We start from the raw sequence: 21,761 nt of genomic DNA on the forward strand, positions 1-21,761 counted from the left end.
TAATGATAATTTATTTTCATTTTATCGTCGTTTTGCTATATGTGTTTATCTCCTCATCATTCTAAAAAACACAACACACATACACAGGGTAAAAATAATGGATAGTGCCACCCTTTTACCGCTCATCGGAATACCGGTTGTTGTTATTGGTTTTGCGCTTCGATTCAATCCGCTGATTGTGGTCGTGATAGCAGGATTAACAACTGGACTTGCAGTAGGAATGGATTTCGGAATGCTACTGGAAACCTTTGGCGAGAAATTTTTTAATAGCCGCTCACTCGCCACGTTTATTCTCATTCTGCCGGTGATTGGCCTGCTGGAATACTACGGTCTGAAAGAACGCGCTCAGGCCTGGATTGCCAGAATCGCCAGTGCCACTTCAGCCCGTATCCTGATGATCTATTTTATCGGCCGCGAAGGTACCGCCGCATTGGGGCTGATGTCTCTCGGCGGTCATGCGCAAACCGTTCGTCCCCTGTTAGCCCCGATGGCGGAAGGCGCTGCACTCAATAAGTATGGCGAACTGCCTCAGCATATACGCGATAAAATCAAAGCCCATGCCGCCGCTTGCGACAATATCGCCGTCTTTTTTGGCGAAGATATTTTCATCGCCTTCGGTGCGGTTCTGCTGATTGACGCATTTTTGAAAGAAAATGGTATTGCGAATATTGAACCGCTCCACATTGGCCTGTGGGCTATTCCCACCGCTTTAGCCGCGCTAATTATCCATATGTTCCGCCTTACACGGCTTGATGCGAGTCTCCATCGCGATGTCATGGCCTGGCGTGCTCAACAAGAACCTGAAATGAAAGAGGTGACCAAATGAGCACTTTGCTAACCATAAACCGTGTTTATTACCTGATTGGCATCATCGTCATGATTCTGGTGGTAATGACCCTGCGCGACCGCGGCAACCCTAAACGCCTGACAACCGCCCTCTTCTGGTTCCTGTTTGGTGCGATTTTCCTGTTTGGTGATTTGATGGTCGACACACTCGGAAAATCACTGGCCTACCGGATCATCGGTGGCAGCGTGATTGTGATTGCGATCCTGGCAGGCTGCGGATTAGTCGGTAAAGGGCAGTACGCCATGGCGACAGACGAGCAACGTGAAGCCTCCGCCTCACGCATCAAAAATTGGCTATTTTTACCCGCATTGCTGATCCCCCTCATCACCGTTATTTGCACGCTGTTTATGAAAAACGTCTCGATTGGCGGCGTCTATTTGCTTGACCAAAAGCAACTCACGCTGGCCTCACTTTGTGTGGCAAGTGTCGCAGCAATCCTTACCGGATGGTGGATTACAAAGGGTTCTCCGGTGCAGGCCATCGCACAATCCCGGCGAATTGTTGACACCGTGGGCTGGGCCATCATTTTGCCGCAAATGCTGGCGATGCTCGGTGGGGTGTTTATCGTCGCCAATACCGGCGAGTCGGTACGCAAAGTGGTCGAGTTGTTTGTTAACCCGGAAAACCGCTTCATGCTGGTCGTTATCTACTGCGTGGGAATGGCGGTATTTACCATGATTATGGGTAACGCCTTTGCCGCATTCCCGGTTTTAACCGCGGGTATCGCGATGCCGTTTCTTGTCGTACATCACAACGCTGACCCCGCGCCATTGCTGGCGATTGGGATGTACGCAGGTTACTGCGGCACGTTGATGACGCCGATGGCGGCAAACTTCAACATTGTTCCGGCCGCGCTGCTTGAGCTTAAAGATAAATATCAGGTCATCAAGATTCAGATCCCGAGCGCACTGGCAATCTTGCTTGCAAACGTGTTCTTGATGTACTTCCTGTCATTCCGCTAAAGCACTGAAAAACGATGAATATCGAAGGAGTTTTTATGTCATTAAGCCCGATTCAGGCTGAAGCTTTTGCCAACATGCCGCTGACATTCTTACGTCAGGAATATCCCAATCACATTATGCATTTGCTCAATGATGATGGTGACGTGTTGCCGCCGCGGGAATTACACCCGATTTTCTATGGCTGTTTTGACTGGCATTCAGCGGTACACGGTTACTGGTTGCTACTGCGTTGTTTGCGCCGCTATCCGGATCTTCCTTCCCGCGAGGCAATCATCAATCTGTTTGATGAGCACTTTACCGAAGCTAACGTCGCCCGGGAACTGGCCTATTTTACAGCACCATTCCGCGCTTCGTTCGAACGCCCTTACGGTTACGGCTGGCTGCTGGCACTGGCACAAGAACTGGCAGAGTCGACTCTGCCGCAGGCGAAACGTTGGTCAACTCTGCTTGAGCCGCTGACCCAGGACATTCGTGCGCGCCTGATGGGCTACCTGGAAAAGCTAACTTATCCGATTCGGGTCGGTACGCATTACAACACCGCGTTTGCGCTGGTTTTAGGCCTGGACTACGCCCGTTCGCGCCATGATTCACAACTTGAAGCGGCCATTATTGATGGGGCGAACCGATTCTATCAACACGATGCGAATTACCCGGCACATTATGAACCGGGCGGTGATGAATACGTGTCAGGTGCGCTGTGTGAAGCGTTGTTGATGAGCCAGGTCAGTGCTGATTTCCCGGCCTGGTTTGACCGTTATTTACCGCAACTGGCGAGCATCGATGCGCTGATGTATCCGGCGAAGGTTAGCGACCGCACCGATCCTAAAATTGCCCATCTCGATGGCCTTAACCTCAGCCGCACCTGGTGTTTTAAGCGCATCGCGGCGGCCTTACCTGCTGAACACCCTGCTCAACCGGCCTTGCAACAAGCGATAACCCGCCACCTGGACGCCAGTCTTGAGCACGTGGTCGGCAGCCATTACAGCGGCGGACACTGGTTAGCCAGTTTTGCCATGTTAGCGCTGGAATAATAGCGCCAGCATTGCCACCTTCAGCTCTCTGAACGTCCGATAAACAAATTCCCGTCGGCTGAGGGCTGACGGTTTCGCTATTATTAAATATGTGTTGAGGAGCACAGGTTGAGAAACGGTTTTTGTAGTGGGGATAAGCGTTAGCGTCATCCACCATTTGTACCCGTGGTGTCGGATGACGCTGCGCTTATCCGACCTACGTAAGGCTAAGAGTTTGTTGGTAATGCCATTCGGTATCCAGTAACAACCATTTTTTCAGCACACCGGGTGTCCATGAATCATCCCCGCCACCAGCCTGTGCCAGTGCGACACTTCCATCAGTTGTTCGATGCTCCAGGGCTGAACGGAGAAATGGAAATTCCCACGGACTTGCCAGATCCCCCAATCCAGCGCTTTGGCTGCACAACGCAGGCCATTTTCAGGCGGGAAACTATATGGCTTGCTCACTTCGCTGACACCGATATCGTGAGACGCCGAATAATATTCGGGCACAGGTGAAATCGCTGATTAATCAACTGTGAGCCTCGGATATCATTCATTACGCTCATTCGATGAACCAGCCAGCGGCTATTTATTCCTGCTTATGGATAATGAGTAAAATAATTAATGTGTAAAAATGGACATTATTAACAATGCCATCATTACGCATCCTGGATTATGCAATTCCGCCCTATGCGTTACTATGATATAGTCAATTTTGCATTTGTAATATTTATAACAACTCACAAAAAAGCAACATACCAATAATATTGCGATATAAGCAACAATAAAAATAACAGTTTATATAGAGTAGAGTTTCCCCCTTGAGCCACTTTTAAACGCTTAAACAGAGTACGAAGAGAACAATGGTCGATAAAGAGCTCATTCGTCATGAAGTTGTGCCGCCTTCAAACCAGGAACACAATTTGCGTGGGAAATACCACTGGTATCATTCTATTACCGGGAAGGTGGCCATTTACCTGATGTTAGGGGTTTTGATTGCCTATGGCGTTGGTTCTGCTGCTGGTTTCTTTGAAGTGAACCGCATATCTCAAGAGCAGTGGTTTAAACAGGCTGCGACCAATTCACAAATTACCAGTTACATTATCCGCAATATTTACACCTCCGTTGCCGTGCAATCCAATAGCGAAGGCCAGGTCGTTTCCATTGAATCCGAAAGACCACTGTGGGATGACGAGAGCATGATCCAGACGGGTTTTAACCCCGCCGACGTGCTCACTCTGGTATCAACGCAAACCCACAATCCAACGTGGTTGATGTTTTTTGACGATAAGCTTGGTTTTATTGACACCCAGACTCAGCAGAAATTAATCACGGCAGCTGATAACGCGGGCAACCTCGCCCTAAAAGAGTATTACCGCGGATTTGCCACCCTCAACGGGAAAGAGTATTTCATCGGCTCCATCCCAATCGTTGATTTATCGGGCAAGTTGCTGGGAGCGGTGGTGACGAGCATCGGTGAACGTGACGCGCTGTCTGCGACGCACAATCAGCTATTGATACACACTCTGCTGATGCTGGTTTTGATCCTCGGCGTAACACTGGTGGTGGTTAACTGGCTGGTGCGTAATCTCTTTCGTCCGGTGCCGCGTCTAATCCAGGCGGTGAGTTTGATAGCGGCTGAAAAAACCGACCAGATAACCCCCTTCCAGACTCAGGAAGATGAGATCGGTGAACTGGCGAAAGCCATTGAAAAGCTGCGTGTCGCCATGGTTGATCGCGGCTATTTGCAACGCATGCAGGAGATGGCGCAAAAAATGGAATACATGGCGCACCATGATTCCCTGACGCTGCTGCCCAATAGAGTTGCCTATCGAAATTCTATCGACGAGCGGCTTTTCAAACTGAAAATCGAAGGGATGGTGTTTAACCTGTTGCTGATTGATTTGGACTACTTCAAACCGGTCAATGATACCTACGGGCACGTGGTCGGGGATGAATTGCTTATCGAGTCTGCCACTCGTTTGTCTGCCCTGCTCCGGGAAGGCGATATGGCTTTCCGCCTCGGTGGTGACGAATTTGCCATTCTCCAGCAGGTCAATGACGATTCCGAAACCGATGCGCAGGCACTTGCGAACAACGTGTTGGCCACGCTTAACACGCCATTTATCTGCAGTGGACATACTTTTGCCATTAGCAGCAGTATCGGGATTTCATGCGCACCGCAGCATGGTCAAACTCGCGAGGATTTGTTCGCCCACGCCGATCTCGCGCTTTATTCTTCCAAAAGCTACGGCCGTAATTGCTTCCAGTTTTACTCTGATGGCATGACGATGATCACGCCCAATAATCTGCTGTTTCATCAGAACGTTATCAACGTGGTAGCAGATAATGAATCGCAGGGAATGGGCAGGCTATGAAGTATAGCGTCACTGATTTGATGTGGTCTTACCGATGCCACAACCAGAAATACAGGCCAACCCAAAAAAGTCTAAAAATGAACAAAAAAACTTACCTTAAATACCCACTGATGTTGTTATTCGCCTGTTGTGCAGGTTTTGCCAGTGCAGACGTGAATCTCTCCACACTGCAGAATATTTCCACGCATAAAGTGATTAATATTGGCTATCGCGATGCGCCGCCCTATTCCTATAAAACCAGCGACGGACAGGTGACGGGATATGATATTGCTTTATGCCAGGACATCACCGAGTCACTTAAAACAGAGCTGAAGCTTAGCGACCTGACGATTAATTATGTGCCGGTGCCTTTAACCATGCGCACCACCATGCTGAACCAGCATAGTATTGATATGGACTGCTCGGTGAATACCGACACCGTGAAGCGTGAAAATGTGGTGCTTTTCTCGCGCCATTATTTATTTGTGAATACACGGGTGGCGGTGCAGTCCGGTAATGGCGTACAGAGCTATTCCGATTTAGCGGGAAAAACTGTCAGCGTGGCAAGAGGCTCATCAGATTTAGTGAATATTAACCAGCTAAACCGGGTGCAAAAACTGAACATTTTGGTCCTTTCACAGCCTACGATGAAAGAGGCTTTTGATATGCTGAGCGATCGTAAATGTTTTGCCACCATTATCAATGACGTATCATTAAGACAACTGGTTGAAAGCAGTGGCAATCCAGCGCAATACACGGTGTCTGACGCGGTGTTTGGCAACCCGCAAAACCTGGGGATCATGCTGCGTCATGACGACACGGAATTTAAAAATATCATTGATAAAGCGCTGTTAGCCCGATTTGAACGCCCTGACTTCAAACAATTTTATGAACAATGGTTTAATCGCCCGTTACCCGGCAAAAATATTAATTTGCATATCCCACTGACTTCAAACATGCATAAATACTTAACGCGTAAAGCGTCATAAATGTTCAATTCGAATGCGGGATGACAGGCATAAAAAAGGGAGAAAGTTAACTTTCTCCCTCAAAGCGATAACCATGCGTTGATATAAATTACATCAATTGCAAAATCATACAGAAAGACATTCCGCACAACACGCCATATAACAAGTTATTCTGCGCTGTTTTACGTACGCGTTTTTGAGAATGGATGGTGACATCTTCCAGTCTCTTACGTACGTTACGAGAAACCTGAACATGGTGCGATATAACATCTTTTGAACAATGACGGAATCTGGCAATATCATCCCGAATAAACTCATCGACAACACCCTTGTTAGCTTTGAGTTCGCGGACAATTCCTTCCAGCATTTTTTCCATGCCTTTTACCCGCAGGACAACATCTTCTTCCATTTCCTGTGACAACATAATCAAAATCCATGATTAATAATAACACTCAGGGGTAATTCATTTACCCCCCATCCCTACAGGATAATAATGTCGTTAATAAATAAGCTACGCAAGCCAATAAACATTAATTAAACTTAAGTTGAAAATGTTTCAGCTGGGCTGGCGTGATATTATTCAGGTGTAAAAAATAATCAGTCACGCTCACCATTGGTAATCGCATCGATACTGTCTGGTAACAAACGAATTTCTGCTGCCCGGCGATGAGCCTGCATACCTTCGGTGCGACTCTGGCGTACAGCCGGTTGCGCCACAGCGGCAATACCATGGTCGTCAATCCATTGATGAGTGCAAATTTTCACATACGCCCCGACCCACAATCCGCCGGTATAACGAGCCGCCGCCATGGTTGGTAAGGTATGGTTTGTACCGCAGCATTTATCAGAGAACACGACGCTGGCGTTTTGCCCGATAAATAACGAACCATAATTGCGGATTTTGCTGGCAGTAGCGTGCGGATCGCGGGTGTGCACTTGCAGATGTTCCGTTGCCATATGATCGGCCCAGGCAATAAGCTGCGCTTCGTCGCGACAGATGACGATTTCTCCCTGCCGTTTCCAGGCTTCACCTGCTGTTTCGGCCGTCGGCAAAGAGGTCAACTGGCGTTCAATTTCTGCAAGCGTTGCACGGGCAATGTGTGGGCTGGTTGTCGCCATGCCTACGCGGGTATGAACATCATGCTCAGCCTGAGCGAGCAGGTCAGCGGCCAAAATACGCGGATCCGCACTTTCATCGGCAATCACATATATCTCACTTGGCCCGGCCAGCGCATCAATACCCACTTTACCAAACACCTGGCGCTTGGCTTCGTTAACGAAGGCGTTACCCGGCCCTACCACTTTATCCACCACCGGGATGGACTCTGTCCCCCAGGCCATGGCAGCAATCGCTTGTGCACCACCGACTTTAAAAATGCGGTGCGCGCCCGCCAGATGGCAAATGGCGATCATCGCCGGATGCGCACCCGGTGGCAGGCAGGCAATAATCTGATCACAACCCGCCACCACAGCCGGGACAATCGACATCACCGGTGCCGACAAAATCGGGTAACGCCCGCCAGGCACATAACAACCGACGGTCTGGATGGGAATAATGCGATGCCCCAGATGCACGCCTGGCAGGGTTTCAATATCCAGCGGTTGCATGGTACCCAGTTGCGCCTCGGCAAAACGCTTCACCTGAGCGATGGCAAATTCGCTGTCCTTGCGGGTTTGCGGGTCGAGATCCGCCAGCGCACTGGCGATTTCATGTTCCGATACTTCAAATTTGTCCGGCGTCGTTTTATCAAACTTCGCCGAGTAGTCGCGCAGTGCGGCATCGCCACGCTCACGCACCTGGTCAATAATAGTGTGTACCGTCTCGGTTAAGGTACGGTCTGCCTGAACATCCTGTCCCTGCGGACGTTTAATAAACTCAACATCAGCCTCAGAAATCAAGCTCATCTCTTACTCCTCCATTTGTCCCAGTTTAATTTGCGCCAGCAGTGCCAGATGGTCGTAGACCACCCATTCATCCACGATTTTGCCGTTGATAATGTGATAGTGGGACATGCCCATAACGAACAGACGCTCACCGGTCGGTTTGCCCAATTCGCCGTAACCGAGGTGATGACCTTCCATGATCCAGCGCACCGCCACCTTCGTGCCGCCTTCTTCGCACGGGTTGGAACAGATATGCTGCGGCAACCATGCGCCGTCCGGGATCATGCCAATTAATGCCAAAGTCTGATGGATAACCGCCGCCTGGCCGTAAAGCTCTTTCATTAATGGGCCATGCCACTGCACATTCGGCGCATAAACGTCTTTGATTTTGCCCAGCATGCGGCGGTTATAAATTTCATGCAGCCAGCGCAGACACTGCTCTTCGGTATCGGTATGAGCGATAGAAACGTCACATTCCATTTCCGGCGGATACTGCCCCACCATGCGGCGGTTTTCACCGATGTCGGTGACACGGAAGCCTTTATCAAACTGCTCCTTCGCCATGCCATATGCGACGGCATCGGTATCCAGCCCCAACTGGCGCATCATCGACATGTTGTCGCTCACCACCCACTCGCGGTAAATCTTGTTCTCGTGGATCATGCAGTCCGCTACGGTGCGGGTGACAAAGGTGCGGTTAGTCGGTTTACCAAGATGGCTGTATTGCGTGTGACGGCCACTGCCGGTGACGAGGTGCGAGGTGTAAAATCCTTCAACATCATTACCATTCCAGATAACCTGAGTTGCCATGCCACGACGTTCCGGGAAGGCAACTAAACGCTGTAATGTATCCTGAACCACCTGCTCGCGGTTATACATGGTGCCGAGTGCGTTATATAAAACGCAGTTATGGGTGTAGTGGGTATAAATTAAACCCACATCACGCTCATCCCATATTTTATGAGTACAACGCACGATGTAATCGACAATATCGGTATAGCAGTCATCAAAGCCACGTAATGATTGCACGCGTGGACGTTTCTCTGGCACTAAATCAATAAAGTCGCGGCGTTCTACTTGTAAAACGGGTTCATCACGTACCGATTTAACATTGCTTTTTTCCGAAGTTGCCGGGGTTTTATTGGTTGTTTCAGTTGAAGACATATGACCTCCTGCGTTATTTGAATGCGCTTTGGGTATTGTCAGCGCACATTATTCAGGGATAGGAATATCCCTCACCTGCAAATGGCGATAATTATTTGTTTCTCTGCTCAGATATTTTGACGGGGAATCACTCCCCGTCAAAAAATGCGATTAATTAAAGATCTGCGACCAAATAGCTAATTCATCGATACCTAAATATTCACGGATAATTAAACCATCACGTAATTCCAGTTGGCTGATTCCGGTAATGGAAATGGGGCGACGAGTTGGCGTGCCAAATTTCCCATAACCATCATGCCAGGTTAATAGCGACCAGCGCAAAGAGAGGCGCACCGGTTCATTAGCATCCCGTCGCACCACAAGATGGTGCAAATGCGTTTCACTGTCCGCGAAAGATGCGCGATAACCCGAAAGGAACCCGCCGATAGCCTGCTCACCGGTACACAACACATGCCCCGGTCCATGGAGCGTAGCGGCGGGATGATAAAGCCCCGGTACCACACCGCTATTACCACCGGCCCACATCGACAAATAGCGCTCAACGACTCCGGCCAGCGGGCCATCGACATCATCCCCTTCCGGGCCGCCCGCCCAGCGAGCATCCATCTCTTCAGCCGTGATATTTTCAAGCCCGGCCTCACGGCGTGAATCCGCCAGTTGCCGGGCAAAATCACGCACTTCCAGACCGGTTTGCAAAATGATGGCAGCGCGGTCCTGCAATAACCACTCCTGACGCACCGCACCTTCAGCACAGACGCGGTCTGCCCAGGTGCGCACCCAGACCGATTTCCCGCTCGGTTTACCAAAGAATCCTTCGCCCTGGTGCTGGATACAGGCCACCGTTCGCTGGGCGGCGTAATATTCAAATTGTGGTGAATGGGTGCAGAGAATATCTTCGGTCAGCACCGTGCGTTGCGGGAAGCTGTGCATGGCTTCCAGCGTCAGGCGCATGAACTGCGATAAGTCATTGAGCTGTCGTTCAGGGGTGTTAAATACCACCGGAGTGGCGTAGAAATCCGCCAGCTGGCCGATGTCTTTTTGCTCCCACACCACGTGAGTCAGGGTCAGAATAAACTGCTGGATAGAATCGAACTGAGGGCTAAAGCCCGGCAACCTGGTCATTCAACCTCCTGCGGCTGGAATAAAAACAGCCCATCTTTTTCGATAACGCCAGACTGTGGACGCCTTGCGGAATGACGCACCACCAGCACACCGGGAACCACAACCTGCTCCGGCTCAATGTTTTCACTCTCAATCTGTTTCATCAGTAGCGCTATCGTGGCATTGACCATCGCATCGACGGGTTGTGATGCAGAAGTCAGGGCGTAAGAAGGCCAACCGGAAGGGCCGGTATCGTCATAACCGATAACCGAGAGGTCTTCAGGAATGCGCAGGCCAAACTCGAAGCGGGCGACATCCATCACCGTCAGCGCCATATGGTCGTTGGCGGCAAAAATCGCGTCCGGAGGATTCGGTGATGAAAAGAGTTCCCAGGCGGCTTTTGCCGTTGTTCTGGCATCGTAATCCCCCTGCACCACGCGAACATTCTCAATTCCATGGCAATTGAGCGTATCGATAAAACCGCTCTGGCGCGCCACGTTAACCGAGGAGTCAGAAAGCCCGGCAACGTAAGCAAAACGTTGATGATCACCCGCCAGCAAGAACTCGGCAATCTGCCTGGCAGCAGCTTCGTTGTCCGTATTGACGCTCGAAGCCGTGGCATTTTCTTCGCTGCGGTTAAACAGCACCACCGGAATACCGGCGGCCACACACTCTTCTGAAAGCTCAACCGACAGCGAAACCGAAGCCAGCACGATCCCATCGACACGGTATTGCATGATCTGGTCAAAAATCCGGTCAACGTTACCGTCACGATCCCCGACAAACAGCAGCAAGTGGTAGTTCAGCTCATCGAGTTTCTGCGCCAGCGCTTCCAGCACCTGCGGGTAAAACTGATTATCAAAATAGGACATCACCACCCCGACGATGCGCGAACGCGCCGTGTTCAGGGAACGGGCGATGGCGTTGGGGCGATAGCCAAGTTCACGCGCCGCTTTCAACACCTTTTCACGCGTCGCTGGCGAAATACTCGCCCCCGGAGTGAAGGTCCGCGAGACCGCCGATTGTGACACTCCCGCCACTTGCGCCACTTGCTGCGAAGTCACGGGCCCAAAAGTCTTACGTTTCATGGTCTGGTATTCCTTATCCACATCCCACTGGAATGCCTGTTTTTTATACTTACACCATCTTTGCATGCGTATGCAACAGCCAAAATTATTTTTTTCACATTTACACTATCCGCCTTTACAAAATTGAAACCTTTTCGTAACTTCAACTTTTGAATACGTATGCATAAGATAAAAAAAACGCCGTCAGTTTTACCGGTGACGCGATATCGCGACAAAGGATTGTACCGGTTAATGCCGTACTTGATTGGTTATAACCCATTAAAATTTAAGAGGTTCACCACCATGTTTCGTGCACTATTTAGTCGATCCGAACTCAGATTGTTTTTTACCATCAGCGTGCTGTTCTTCATTTGCATTCACAGCATTGATGCCTTCCTCGCCCCAATGCTCATCAGCGAAGGGATGCAGCCAGAAGTGGTGGGAATGATCATGGGCGCCAGCGGATTAGCCACCCTGCTGATTCGCTTCCCGATTGGTATTCTTTCCGACGTGGTGAAGAGCCGCAAAATCTTTATCCAGTTCAGCTTGCTGCTTCCGCTGGTGACATGGCCCATCGCTTACTTTGAACCTACTGCCATCACGCTCTATCTGGCGAAAGCCGCAGACGGCTTTACCGCGGCAAGCTGGGTTCTCTATAACATCATGTTCATTCGATATTTCGATAAAAAAGATGCTCCCGCAGCCGTCGCATTATTAGCACTGGCGGGGCCATTGGGGGTCTTCCTCGGTAACTGCATCGGCGGAACGTTAATTCATTTCTTCGATAAAAATATTGGTTACTTTGTTTCAAGCGTGTCGGCTTTGCTGGCGCTGATCCTGACATTTCGCATTAAAGAGATTCACAATGCCGCCCGTGCTCCCACACTGAAAGCCTGCCTGACCAGCGCCAGGCGCCAGTTAGCGGATTCGTCCGTGTGGTTTATCGGCCTGTTAGCCACCATTGTCATTCTGGTGCCTTTTGCCACCCGCGATACGCTGACACCGATTTATGCCCAGCAACTCGGGGCCAAAGCCGGGATCCTGACGCTACTGAGTAATATCCATCTGATTTTTTACGCGCTGGCGATAGGCCTGTGTAGCTCGGTGTTTTATAAACGCCTGGGTCTGGTTAATACCGCGGTTATTGGCATCTTCCTGCAAGTGGTCTCCAGCATCGGTATTCCGTTCACTACTAATCTGTATCTTATCTATTGCTTACAGGCGATTGCAGGTTTCTCGTTCGGTATGGCTTTCGCGGTATTTATGTCACTGAGCGTGGTGAATACTGTCGAAGATGAACAGTCCACCCGCATGGGCTTATTCCAGACTATCTATTCCCTCGGCATGTTTGTCGGGCCAGTGGCGATGGGCCTGATGTTGCAACATGTCAATTTGTCATCCGGCTACCTGATGATTGGTGCGCTTAGCGTGCTGGCCGCCTTCCTGACGCCAATGGCCGCCAGGAGTGTTAATCAGCGGCAGATCAAAGCCGCACAAAAGATACAGCCGCAATTATCCGCGTCACAGGAGTATGCCAATAAAACAACTCAATAAACGGGCCTGAAAAATTTAACGCTTTATTTAATCCGCTTGTTACCCATTCACCCGCTTAGCCGGGCGGGACCGTCACATATAAAAAATGAAAGGAGTGCGTCATGGCACAATATTTAAAAACCAGTAAGTCATTATTTGAACGCCAGCAGGTAAATAAACAAATCAGTATTGTGGTTGAAAATACTCTGGCCGATATTGAGCAACGTGGTAATCAGGCTATCCGCGAATTATCCATCAAGTTCGATAATTATGATCGTCAGGACTATCGCCTGTCCCAACAAGAAATAAATGCCTGCATCAATCAACTGAGTCGTCAGGATATTAAAGATATTGAATTTGCCCAACAGCAGGTTTTTAATTTTGCTACTGCTCAAAAAGGCTGCCTGACCGATCTGGAAATTGAAACGCGTCCAGGCGTGATTCTCGGACATAAAAATATACCCATTAATGCCGTGGGTTGTTATGTACCCGGGGGTAAATATCCGCTGCTAGCCTCGGCGCATATGTCGATTATTACTGCCAACGTCGCCGGTTGTTCGCGCATTATTAGCTGCGCGCCGCCCTTCAATGGCACCCCTGCCCCGGCGATTGTTGCCGCACAAGCGATGGCGGGCGCAACGGAGATCTACGCATTAGGCGGTATTCAGGCCATTGGCGCGATGGCGCTTGGCACCGACACGATTGACCCTGTCGATATGCTGGTCGGGCCGGGTAACGCGTTTGTCGCAGAAGCCAAACGTCAGTTATTTGGCCGTGTCGGTATTGACCTGTTTGCCGGACCGACTGAAACACTGGTCATTGCCGACGAAACCGTGGATGCAGAAATGTGCGCCACCGACCTGCTCGGCCAGGCGGAACACGGCGTAACGACGCCTGCCATTTTACTCACCAACTCCCTGAAACTGGCGCAAGAAACGATACGTGAAGTCGAACGCCTGTTGACCAAACTGCCGACGGCGGAAATTGCCCGCCAGGCGTGGCACGACTATGGCGAAGTGATTGTGTGCGACAGCTACGAAGAGATGTTGCAAGAAGCCAACCGCATCGCCTCCGAACATGTGCAAGTGATGACGTCACGCGACGACTGGTTCCTCGCCAATATGACCAACTTTGGCGCACTGTTCCTTGGCCCGCGGACTAACGTCGCGTATGGCGATAAGGTTATCGGCACCAACCATACGTTGCCGACGCAAAAAGCCGCGCGTTATACCGGTGGACTTTGGGTGGGTAAATTCATGAAAACCTGCACCTGGCAGAAAGTACTGAGCGATGAAGCCTCCACGGAGATCGGGAGTTATTGCTCGCGCCTGTGCCAGCTGGAAGGTTTTTCCGGCCATGCGGAACAGGCCAATATCCGCGTACGCCGTTACGGCAACCAGCATGTGCCCTACGCAGGATCCGTTCCCGCGATTGACACCGAGAAGGCGTCGTAATGATGGCGCTTCCCCGCACTCCTGAGTTTCGACTCGATAACCGCCGGGCGTTAGTTACCGGGGGTTCCAGAGGAATCGGTTTTGCTGCGGCCATCGCGCTGGCACAAGCCGGCGCCCAGGTGTGGATTATCGCGCGCAATACTGAGCAACTTGCTGATGCGCTTAACCGTGCCGCCGCAGAAGGGGTGCATTTAAACAGCGTGGCGCTGGATATTACCGATAACGCGCAAGTGAGCAAAACACTGGCAGCGTTACCGGGGTTCGACATTCTGGTGAACAGCGCCGGGCTTGCCCGCCATCAGCCTTTCCTTGAAGTCAGCGAGGAAAATTTTGATGCGGTCATGGCGTTGAACCTTCGGGCGACTTTCTTTATCAGTCAGCAGGTGGCACGCAGTATGAAGATGCGCCAGGTCGCCGGTTCCATTATTCATATTTCTTCGCAGATGGGTCATGTTGGTGGGCCGCAACGCAGCGTCTATTGTGCGTCGAAGTTTGCCCTCGAAGGGTTAACCAAAACCATGGCGCTGGAGTTAGGAGAAGCGGGTATTCGCGTCAACACGCTGTGCCCGACTTTTATCGAAACCGAACTCTCCCGCGCCAGTCTCGCCGACCCTGCTTTCAGCCGCTACGTGTTAGATAACATCAAGCTAAAACGGCTGGGGACGCTGGAGGATGTGATGGGGCCGGTGGTGTTTCTCGCCTCGCCTGCTTCAGCACTGATTACCGGCACGTCGCTCATGGTGGACGGTGGATGGACGGCAACATGAATACCCTCCCCTTGCTTGAAAACCATGACGCACCGCTGATTGCACTGGGAGGCACGCTGTGTAATGGACGGTTGTGGCAGCCAGTAAGCGAACAGCTAAACGTCACCCATTTTAGCTCTGTCACGCTCAGTGCAGGCAATTCGGCACAGGCTCTGGCAAGCCAGTTACTCGACGTGTTACCGCCACGTTTTTGCCTGGTGGGATTTTCCCTCGGGGCGATAGTCGCGCTGCAAATGCTGGCGCTGGCCCCGCATCGACTTGCCGGTCTGGCGCTGTTGTCGGTTAACCCGCTGCGTGATTTACCGGATAACGCCACCGGGCGACGGGCGGCAGTAAAAGAAGCAGCACGGCTGGGCATCGCACCGTGGCTCACGGAAAACCTGTGGGCAAAATATGTGGCACCGCATCATCTCGACAACGCTTCACTTCACCAGACGATTGTGCAAATGGCTGAAGAGTGCGGCATCGACGTTTTTGCAAACCAGACGGAGGTGGCTATTTCGCGCGATGACCACCGCGATGCACTGGCCGCCTTTAGCGCGCCGGTACTCATCATCAATGGCGCGTATGACGCTATTTGTACCCCTTCACATCACCAGGCAGCCGCCGCAGCCGCCCCGCACGCACGCTGGATAACGATCCCCGAAAGCGGCCACTTCTTACCCCTTGAAGCACCGCAACTCGTGGCCATCGCCATGCGCAACTGGATACAGGAGTCCACATCATGAGAAAAAATCCGCTTAAGGCGGCCTTCCGCCAGCAGCAACCGATAGTCAACGGCTGGCTGGCGATCCCTTCAGGATACAGCGCCGAAATCGCCGGACATCAGGGCTATGATTCGGTCACGGTCGACATGCAGCACGGCATGATTGATTTCGCCAGTGCGCTGTCGATGCTTCAGGCCATTTCCGCCACCCCCGCCACACCGCTGGCAAGAGTCAATACCAACGAACCGGCACAAATTATGCGCCTGCTTGATGCGGGTGCCTGGGGAATTATCTGCCCGATGATTTCCACCGCGCAGCAGGCGCAGCAGTTCGTGGCGGCGTGCCGTTACCCTCCTCTTGGCAACCGTTCGTTTGGTCCGGCGCGCGCGCTTTTATATGGCGGCAAAGATTACCCGCAATACGCCAATGAAGAGATCCTGACGCTGGCAATGATTGAAACCCGCGAAGGGCTTGAGAATCTTGACGCCATTCTGGATACCGACGGGCTTGATGGGGTTTTTATCGGGCCTAATGACCTTTCTTTAGCGCTCACCGGCAGTGCCAGCGCCGAGTCCCAGCACCCGGAAATGCTGGCGGCTATTGCGCGAGTTATCGACCGTTGCCGCGCTCATCATAAACTCGCCGGGATTTTTTGTACTTCCGGCCAGGCGGCCGCGAATCGGCTGGCTCAGGGGTTTCACTTCGTCACCCCGGCAAATGATGTGATGCAGCTTGGCTCCGCTGCGCGAACCGCTATCGCTGCTGCGCGAGGCGAAACCCCGCCAGCCAGTGGCGCATCTGGATATTAATGGAGAACATTATGCAAAACATTACTCTGACCCAGGAAGAAGCCCAACGCCGCCTGGTGCGCCCTGAAGATCGTGTTTCATGCAGCGTCGCATTTATCGACTGCAAATTGCCGGGTTCGCATCTCAAACAGAACTATTCATTTATAGGGCCGGGCGTGACGCAGTCCGCTTCACAAGTGGTGAATATTCCTGAGCCGCACGGCTTTAATATCGGTGCGGCAGCGATGCCGAAAGGAGTCACCAATAATCTTCATCTGCATTTCACGGCGGAAGTATTTTTGATTCATGAAGGCAGCTGGCGTTTCCGTTGGGGAGCCAATGGCGAACATCAGGCTGAATTCAGTGCGCCGGCGATATTGTCGATTCCGACGTGGATATTCCGTGGTTTTACCAACGTCAGCCCAAATGATACTAGTGGCATGGTGTTCACGGTGCTGGGAGGGAATAACACCGGCGGTATTATCTGGCACCCGTCGATACTGGAAGCCGCGCGCGAATATGGCCTGTACTTGAGCCGCGACAATATGCTGATTGATATTGAAGCGGGCGACAAACTGCCGGATGAATCCGGTTTGTTGCAGCCGTTGGGGGCGGAACATATCGCCGCACTGCGTGATTACTCAATAGAAGAAATGAGCCAACGCGCCGTAACGGGCGAGCAGCGCAACTGGTCGGCCAACAGCCTGCTCGATGCCGTTTTGCCTGGGCACGGCGGCGAACTGGCACCGGTTATTGGCTACGGAATTTCACAGGATTTGCATAACACGCCACCTATCCTCAACCCGCATGGTTTCTCGGTGGAGTGGCTGCGTATTCAGGACCAGCATCGCGTTGGCCTGCATTGCTGCCCTGACGTGCAGGTGTTGATGGTGTTTAAAGGGACGCTGGAAGTGACATGGAATCGCCCTGGCGAAGAAGTCACTATTGTTGCTGAAGAAGGTTCTGTGATTTCCGTTCCTGCCAATAGCTGGCGTCAATACCGCGCACTGGATGGCGTGATGGAAGCCACCCTCACCACGCAGGGCGATCACCGTAAAAAAATCTACTGGGATGGTGAGATTATTGACCAGGCGCTGGAGCGGGATCACTGTCTCGATCCCGATGGCTACGTGGCAACGGCAAGTATTATGCCGGTCACCGCACGCAAAGCGGGAAACAAAATAGCTCGCGCGTTGTAGCCAGTTTTTAACTCTTTCGCAGGGATGCGCACGCAAAGAACGGTTGCCGCGTAACGGCTTACTTCTGGCTGTTTACGCGGCTTGCCAGTGTCGAAAGACTGTTGTCCGGGAATGGGCTTTCCATGGTGAAATCCCACTCTTGTGCGGCGCACACTCCATCACGTTCCCCGAGATGTTCACATTCTGCAATCCGCTTCGCCGGTGCATTCCCACAAGCCATAAAGAAAGCCACGACGGCTACTCCAGGAATTATTAATTTAATCATGCCAAATAATCTTCATTAAAATAAAAACCATATACAAGGTGGTGTAATTAACTCCCACACTTTGCTTTCAAATAAATATTATATTCCGCAAATTATTTTTAAGGAATCATTCATATTGGATCATGATGAAGGAGAAAGCTGAACCGTTTTGCCGGTTGCGAGGCCACAGCACAAAACAGCTCCAGGTTCATTTTTGTTGCCCATCCTCGGCAATATTTTATTAACGCATTGATAACACGTCGCTGTATTTCTGCGCATTCCAATTTTGAAACAGCGTTTTTAATTCCTTTCGGCGTCAGTTACCTCTATAATATGCGAGGTCCTGACTTGAATGGTTTCAGCGCATTGAACTGTCTTAATACATTAGAAAGCAACCAATATCACCGGCAGGCTGAACCGCAAGCACACTTTCCTCTGCACGCTTTATTTCTGTCACCTATCCTTACCGGGTGGCACTTGAACAATACCAGCTTTAGTTTGCGCTCCGGCGCCCGTATCGACCGGAACCGAATTTTCACAATCCTTCTCAACTTACAGATAAGACTGTCATGAAAAAGACTAAAATTGTTTGCACCATCGGTCCAAAAACCGAATCCGAAGAAATGCTGAGCAAAATGCTTGATGCTGGCATGAACGTTATGCGTCTGAACTTCTCCCACGGCGACTACGAAGAACACGGTCAGCGTATCAAGAACCTGCGCAACGTCATGGCAACTTCTGGTAAGAAAGCAGCAATCCTGCTGGACACCAAAGGTCCTGAAATCCGTACCATCAAACTGGATGGCGGCAAAGACGTTTCTCTGAAAGCGGGCCAGACCTTCACTTTCACCACTGACAAAACTGTTGTGGGTAACAGCGATATAGTTGCTGTGACTTACGAAGGTTTCACCAGCGATCTGAGCGTAGGTAACACTGTACTGGTAGACGATGGTCTGATCGGTATGGAAGTGACTGCAATCGAAGGCAAAAACGTTGTTTGTAAAGTACTGAACAATGGCGACCTGGGCGAAAACAAAGGCGTTAACCTGCCGGGTGTTTCTATCGCGCTGCCAGCTCTGGCTGAAAAAGACAAACAAGACCTGATCTTCGGTTGCGAACAAGGCGTTGATTTCGTTGCTGCGTCCTTTATTCGTAAACGTTCTGACGTCGTTGAAATCCGCGAGCATTTGAAAGCTCACGGCGGCGAAAACATCCAGATCATTTCTAAAATCGAAAACCAGGAAGGCCTGAACAACTTCGACGAAATCCTCGAAGCTTCTGACGGCATCATGGTTGCTCGTGGTGACCTGGGCGTTGAAATCCCAGTTGAAGAAGTTATCTTCGCGCAGAAGATGATGATCGAGAAATGTGTTCGTGCACGTAAAGTTGTTATCACTGCAACTCAGATGCTCGACTCAATGATCAAAAACCCACGCCCTACTCGCGCAGAAGCGGGTGACGTTGCTAACGCCATCATCGACGGCACCGACGCAGTTATGCTGTCTGGTGAGTCTGCTAAAGGTAAATACCCACTGGAAGCTGTGACCATCATGGCAACCATCTGTGAGCGTACTGACCGCGTGATGACCAGCCGTCTGGATAACAACAACGACAGCCGTAAACTGCGCATCACCGAAGCAGTTTGCCGCGGTGCAGTTGAAACTGCAGAAAACCTGGAAGCTCCAGTGATCGTTGTTGCTACTCAAGGCGGTAAATCAGCTAAAGCTGTGCGTAAATACTTCCCGAACGCCACTATCCTTGCTCTGACCACCAATGAAGTGACTGCGCGTCAGTTAGTTCTGAGCAAAGGTGTGATTCCTCAGCTGGTTAAAGAAATCGCTTCTACTGATGATTTCTACCGTCTGGGTAAAGAAGTTGCGCTGGAAAGCGGCCTGGCTCGTAAAGGCGATATCGTAGTGATGGTTTCTGGTGCCCTGGTTCCAAGTGGCACAACCAATACTGCGTCTGTTCACGTCCTGTAAATTTACTGTGAACGAATAATTTGCTTTAAAAGCGCCTTCGGGCGCTTTTTTTATTCGGTGAAATAGTCAATTCGAACTAAAAAGCAAATCGGCCTGCTCTATTTAAGTCGCATTTTACTAAGATGAATCCGATTAAAATCCTCTGTTTTTTCTATTTTTTTTAGGTTTTCGTCTCAGTTCGGTGTTTCTTTGAGCGAACGATCAAATTTAAGTGCATTCCCATCAAAAATTTATTCTCAAGATAAAAAACTTTGTGTAATACTTGTAACGCTACATGGAGATTAACTCAATCTAGAGGGTATTAATAATGAATCGTACTAAACTGGTACTGGGCGCGGTAATCCTGGCTTCTACTATGCTGGCAGGTTGTTCTTCTAACGCTAAAATCGATCAACTGTCTTCTGACGTTCAGACTCTGAACGCTAAAGTTGATCAGCTGAGCAACGACGTGAACGCAATGCGTTCTGACGTTCAAGCTGCTAAAGACGACGCAGCACGCGCTAACCAGCGTCTGGACAACCAAGCTCACTCTTACCGTAAGTAAGAGTACTTGTATTAAAATGGCGCACATTGTGCGCCATTTTTTTTGCCTGAATCCCCTGCACTTCAAAACCTCTCTAGTTCATCACCACGCTACTCTGCCCACTCACCATGCTCCCACTACTGCTTGTCAGTGGTTTGCCGCCTGTGGACGTACTGACGCTCTGTATCGGGGTTATATTCACCGGTTGTGATGGAACACCCTGTGTCGCATTCACCAGCACCGGATATCCCGCTCGTCTTGCGATAGCACTATCCACCTGCGCTTTGTCGCTCATCGCGTTATCGATAAACGTTCCAAAGGAAGCAGAAATTTCAATCGGTACGGTTTGCGGATTTTCCCAGTCATTGCGCGATAGCGGCTGGTGCACTTCAACATAGCGCCGTCCATCCGGCTCAGTGGTGAATTTGACGGGCTCATTAATTATCTGTACCCGAGTGCCCACCGACACCTGGCTGAACACAGCCTTGATATCTGGCGCACGCATTCGCATACAGCCCGAACTCACACGCAAGCCGATGCTATTACGCGCATTGGTGCCATGAATCAGATATTCACCACCGCCCTGCTCAAGACGCAGAGCGTAGCGTCCTAGCGGGTTATTTGGCCCTGCTGGCACCATCGCAGGCAGCGTGATGCCTTGTGCGGCTGAACGAGCGCGGATATTTGCCGTTGGCGTCCAGGTTGGATTTGGGATCCTCTGGCTGATGCGAGTCACCATCACAGGTGTTTCTCGCCCAAGCTGACCAATGCCGAGGGGGTAAACCTCAACACGATTCTGCCCTGGCGGATAATAATACAACCGCAGTTCAGCAAGATTGATAACAATACCCACGCGCGGAGCATCCGGAAGGATCATTTGCGACGGTATAGTTAACTCACTGCCAGGTTTGGGTAAGAAAGGATCAACAGTATTGTTTGCCTCCATTAACAGTAACACGCCGGTATTATATTTCGCCGCGACTGCCTCCAGGTTTTTACCGTCATTAGGAACAATGTAGGTTTGATTTTGACCTATTATTCGGCTGCCAGGTGGCGGCAATAAATAGTCAACGGCCCATGCTGACTGGCTTGCGGCCAGAGCAGAGAGTAAAACTAATGTTATTTGAGAGAACGCGCGCTTCATACTGAATTCCTGTATTCACCGGCTGAATGCCGGAATGCTGAAAGCCGTACGAGGTAA

General features: G+C 50.8%; 21 protein-coding genes and 1 pseudogene. 14 read left to right on the forward strand and 8 right to left on the reverse strand.

Going from position 1 to position 21,761, the window contains the following annotated elements; translation table 11 throughout:
• Positions 1–97 precede the first annotated feature (97 nt).
• From WBL83_RS02015 to WBL83_RS02025, 3 genes are read left to right on the forward strand one after another with little or no spacing between them, the layout of a single operon-like run.
• On the forward strand, positions 98–826 hold the full coding sequence (locus WBL83_RS02015) for a DUF969 domain-containing protein (protein WP_424587564.1): 729 nt from the start codon (positions 98–100) through the stop codon (positions 824–826).
• A complete protein-coding gene (locus tag WBL83_RS02020) occupies positions 823–1,809 on the forward strand; it encodes a DUF979 domain-containing protein (protein ID WP_424587565.1) in 987 nt (328 codons plus the stop codon). The genes WBL83_RS02015 and WBL83_RS02020 overlap by 4 nt, the downstream gene beginning before the upstream one ends.
• A gap of 35 nt (positions 1,810–1,844) precedes the next feature.
• Positions 1,845–2,840: a DUF2891 domain-containing protein gene (locus WBL83_RS02025; protein ID WP_424587566.1), complete on the forward strand. Its 996-nt coding sequence runs from the start codon at positions 1,845–1,847 to the stop codon at positions 2,838–2,840.
• Between the two features lie 196 nt (positions 2,841–3,036).
• Here WBL83_RS02025 and WBL83_RS02030 read toward each other — a convergent pair.
• A pseudogene (locus WBL83_RS02030) lies at positions 3,037–3,296 on the reverse strand (hypothetical protein); the annotation flags it as partial.
• Between the two features lie 389 nt (positions 3,297–3,685).
• On the opposite strand from WBL83_RS02030, the gene WBL83_RS02035 reads away from it, so the two are divergent.
• Together WBL83_RS02035 and WBL83_RS02040 are read left to right on the forward strand one after the other, a co-directional pair.
• Positions 3,686–5,200 (forward strand): diguanylate cyclase domain-containing protein, encoded by a 1,515-nt coding sequence (locus WBL83_RS02035; RefSeq protein WP_424587567.1) that lies wholly within the window; start codon positions 3,686–3,688, stop codon positions 5,198–5,200.
• A gap of 77 nt (positions 5,201–5,277) precedes the next feature.
• Positions 5,278–6,168 (forward strand): transporter substrate-binding domain-containing protein, encoded by an 891-nt coding sequence (locus WBL83_RS02040; RefSeq protein WP_424587568.1) that lies wholly within the window; start codon positions 5,278–5,280, stop codon positions 6,166–6,168.
• Between the two features lie 88 nt (positions 6,169–6,256).
• Here WBL83_RS02040 and WBL83_RS02045 read toward each other — a convergent pair whose 3' ends face one another.
• From WBL83_RS02045 to WBL83_RS02065, 5 genes are all read right to left on the reverse strand, one after another.
• Positions 6,257–6,571 carry a hypothetical protein gene (locus WBL83_RS02045; RefSeq protein WP_424587569.1) on the reverse strand — a complete coding sequence of 105 codons (315 nt, stop codon included), beginning with the start codon at positions 6,569–6,571 and terminating at the stop codon, positions 6,257–6,259.
• 173 nt (positions 6,572–6,744) lie between these two features.
• Complete coding sequence (gene hisD / locus WBL83_RS02050) at positions 6,745–8,052, reverse strand: histidinol dehydrogenase (RefSeq protein ID WP_424587570.1); 1,308 nt, start codon at positions 8,050–8,052, stop codon at positions 6,745–6,747.
• 3 nt (positions 8,053–8,055) lie between these two features.
• Positions 8,056–9,195, reverse strand: coding sequence for an ester cyclase (locus WBL83_RS02055; RefSeq protein WP_424587571.1), 1,140 nt, complete (start codon positions 9,193–9,195; stop codon positions 8,056–8,058).
• Positions 9,196–9,345: 150 nt separating this feature from the next.
• On the reverse strand, positions 9,346–10,317 hold the full coding sequence (locus tag WBL83_RS02060) for a nuclear transport factor 2 family protein (RefSeq protein ID WP_424587572.1): 972 nt from the start codon (positions 10,315–10,317) through the stop codon (positions 9,346–9,348).
• Positions 10,314–11,384: a LacI family DNA-binding transcriptional regulator gene (locus tag WBL83_RS02065; protein WP_424587573.1), complete on the reverse strand. Its 1,071-nt coding sequence runs from the start codon at positions 11,382–11,384 to the stop codon at positions 10,314–10,316. The genes WBL83_RS02060 and WBL83_RS02065 overlap by 4 nt, the downstream gene beginning before the upstream one ends.
• Before the next feature lie 282 nt (positions 11,385–11,666).
• Here WBL83_RS02065 and WBL83_RS02070 point away from each other — a divergent pair, with 282 nt between their 5' ends.
• The 6 genes from WBL83_RS02070 (at position 11,667) to WBL83_RS02095 (ending at position 17,811) form a co-directional block, all read left to right on the forward strand.
• Complete coding sequence (locus WBL83_RS02070; RefSeq protein ID WP_424587574.1) at positions 11,667–12,917, forward strand: MFS transporter; 1,251 nt, start codon at positions 11,667–11,669, stop codon at positions 12,915–12,917.
• 101 nt (positions 12,918–13,018) lie between these two features.
• Positions 13,019–14,350, forward strand: a complete 1,332-nt coding sequence (hisD, locus tag WBL83_RS02075; RefSeq protein WP_424587575.1) for a histidinol dehydrogenase — start codon at positions 13,019–13,021, stop codon at positions 14,348–14,350.
• A complete protein-coding gene (locus WBL83_RS02080; RefSeq protein WP_424587576.1) occupies positions 14,350–15,117 on the forward strand; it encodes an SDR family NAD(P)-dependent oxidoreductase in 768 nt (255 codons plus the stop codon). The genes hisD (WBL83_RS02075) and WBL83_RS02080 overlap by 1 nt, the downstream gene beginning before the upstream one ends.
• The gene (locus WBL83_RS02085; protein ID WP_424587577.1) at positions 15,114–15,845 is read left to right on the forward strand and encodes an alpha/beta fold hydrolase; all 732 of its coding nucleotides are present in this window, start codon (positions 15,114–15,116) and stop codon (positions 15,843–15,845) included. Before WBL83_RS02080 ends, WBL83_RS02085 begins: the two co-directional genes overlap by 4 nt.
• Positions 15,842–16,633, forward strand: coding sequence for an HpcH/HpaI aldolase family protein (locus tag WBL83_RS02090; RefSeq protein ID WP_424587578.1), 792 nt, complete (start codon positions 15,842–15,844; stop codon positions 16,631–16,633). The genes WBL83_RS02085 and WBL83_RS02090 overlap by 4 nt, the downstream gene beginning before the upstream one ends.
• A gap of 11 nt (positions 16,634–16,644) precedes the next feature.
• Positions 16,645–17,811 carry a cupin gene (locus WBL83_RS02095; protein WP_424587579.1) on the forward strand — a complete coding sequence of 389 codons (1,167 nt, stop codon included), beginning with the start codon at positions 16,645–16,647 and terminating at the stop codon, positions 17,809–17,811.
• Between the two features lie 58 nt (positions 17,812–17,869).
• Here WBL83_RS02095 and WBL83_RS02100 read toward each other — a convergent pair whose 3' ends face one another.
• Positions 17,870–18,076, reverse strand: coding sequence for a hypothetical protein (locus WBL83_RS02100; protein WP_424587580.1), 207 nt, complete (start codon positions 18,074–18,076; stop codon positions 17,870–17,872).
• A gap of 312 nt (positions 18,077–18,388) precedes the next feature.
• On the opposite strand from WBL83_RS02100, the gene WBL83_RS02105 reads away from it, so the two are divergent.
• From WBL83_RS02105 to WBL83_RS02115, 3 genes are all read left to right on the forward strand, one after another.
• Positions 18,389–18,628, forward strand: coding sequence for a hypothetical protein (locus tag WBL83_RS02105; RefSeq protein ID WP_424587581.1), 240 nt, complete (start codon positions 18,389–18,391; stop codon positions 18,626–18,628).
• Entirely contained in the window at positions 18,625–20,037 is a 1,413-nt protein-coding gene (pykF, locus tag WBL83_RS02110; protein WP_424587582.1) for a pyruvate kinase PykF, read from the forward strand. The genes WBL83_RS02105 and pykF overlap by 4 nt, the downstream gene beginning before the upstream one ends.
• Positions 20,038–20,344: 307 nt before the next feature.
• On the forward strand, positions 20,345–20,581 hold the full coding sequence (locus WBL83_RS02115) for a major outer membrane lipoprotein (RefSeq protein WP_034455915.1): 237 nt from the start codon (positions 20,345–20,347) through the stop codon (positions 20,579–20,581).
• A 73-nt stretch (positions 20,582–20,654) separates the two neighbouring features.
• Here the strand turns inward: WBL83_RS02115 and ldtE are convergent, their stop codons facing one another.
• Positions 20,655–21,704 (reverse strand): L,D-transpeptidase LdtE, encoded by a 1,050-nt coding sequence (gene ldtE / locus WBL83_RS02120; RefSeq protein ID WP_424587583.1) that lies wholly within the window; start codon positions 21,702–21,704, stop codon positions 20,655–20,657.
• Positions 21,705–21,761: the final 57 nt, after the last annotated feature.

Source organism: Buttiauxella sp. (assembly GCF_049686335.1).
Classification (GTDB): Bacteria; Pseudomonadota; Gammaproteobacteria; order Enterobacterales; family Enterobacteriaceae; genus Buttiauxella.

Bases quoted from the DNA above. Each gene is read 5' to 3' on its own strand.
- WBL83_RS02080 (WP_424587576.1), top strand. From the start codon at position 14,350: ATGATGGCGCTTCCCCGCACTCCTGAGTTTCGACTCGATAACCGCCGG.
- WBL83_RS02045 (WP_424587569.1), bottom strand. From the start codon at position 6,571: ATGTTGTCACAGGAAATGGAAGAAGATGTTGTCCTGCGGGTAAAAGGC.
- ldtE (WP_424587583.1), bottom strand. From the start codon at position 21,704: ATGAAGCGCGCGTTCTCTCAAATAACATTAGTTTTACTCTCTGCTCTG.
- WBL83_RS02025 (WP_424587566.1), top strand. From the start codon at position 1,845: ATGTCATTAAGCCCGATTCAGGCTGAAGCTTTTGCCAACATGCCGCTG.
- WBL83_RS02065 (WP_424587573.1), bottom strand. From the start codon at position 11,384: ATGAAACGTAAGACTTTTGGGCCCGTGACTTCGCAGCAAGTGGCGCAA.
- WBL83_RS02095 (WP_424587579.1), top strand. From the start codon at position 16,645: ATGCAAAACATTACTCTGACCCAGGAAGAAGCCCAACGCCGCCTGGTG.
- WBL83_RS02020 (WP_424587565.1), top strand. From the start codon at position 823: ATGAGCACTTTGCTAACCATAAACCGTGTTTATTACCTGATTGGCATC.
- WBL83_RS02060 (WP_424587572.1), bottom strand. From the start codon at position 10,317: ATGACCAGGTTGCCGGGCTTTAGCCCTCAGTTCGATTCTATCCAGCAG.
- WBL83_RS02035 (WP_424587567.1), top strand. From the start codon at position 3,686: ATGGTCGATAAAGAGCTCATTCGTCATGAAGTTGTGCCGCCTTCAAAC.
- hisD (WP_424587575.1), top strand. From the start codon at position 13,019: ATGGCACAATATTTAAAAACCAGTAAGTCATTATTTGAACGCCAGCAG.
- WBL83_RS02115 (WP_034455915.1), top strand. From the start codon at position 20,345: ATGAATCGTACTAAACTGGTACTGGGCGCGGTAATCCTGGCTTCTACT.
- WBL83_RS02105 (WP_424587581.1), top strand. From the start codon at position 18,389: ATGCGAGGTCCTGACTTGAATGGTTTCAGCGCATTGAACTGTCTTAAT.
- WBL83_RS02040 (WP_424587568.1), top strand. From the start codon at position 5,278: ATGAACAAAAAAACTTACCTTAAATACCCACTGATGTTGTTATTCGCC.
- hisD (WP_424587570.1), bottom strand. From the start codon at position 8,052: ATGAGCTTGATTTCTGAGGCTGATGTTGAGTTTATTAAACGTCCGCAG.
- WBL83_RS02100 (WP_424587580.1), bottom strand. From the start codon at position 18,076: ATGATTAAATTAATAATTCCTGGAGTAGCCGTCGTGGCTTTCTTTATG.
- WBL83_RS02055 (WP_424587571.1), bottom strand. From the start codon at position 9,195: ATGTCTTCAACTGAAACAACCAATAAAACCCCGGCAACTTCGGAAAAA.
- WBL83_RS02070 (WP_424587574.1), top strand. From the start codon at position 11,667: ATGTTTCGTGCACTATTTAGTCGATCCGAACTCAGATTGTTTTTTACC.
- WBL83_RS02085 (WP_424587577.1), top strand. From the start codon at position 15,114: ATGAATACCCTCCCCTTGCTTGAAAACCATGACGCACCGCTGATTGCA.
- WBL83_RS02090 (WP_424587578.1), top strand. From the start codon at position 15,842: ATGAGAAAAAATCCGCTTAAGGCGGCCTTCCGCCAGCAGCAACCGATA.
- pykF (WP_424587582.1), top strand. From the start codon at position 18,625: ATGAAAAAGACTAAAATTGTTTGCACCATCGGTCCAAAAACCGAATCC.
- WBL83_RS02015 (WP_424587564.1), top strand. From the start codon at position 98: ATGGATAGTGCCACCCTTTTACCGCTCATCGGAATACCGGTTGTTGTT.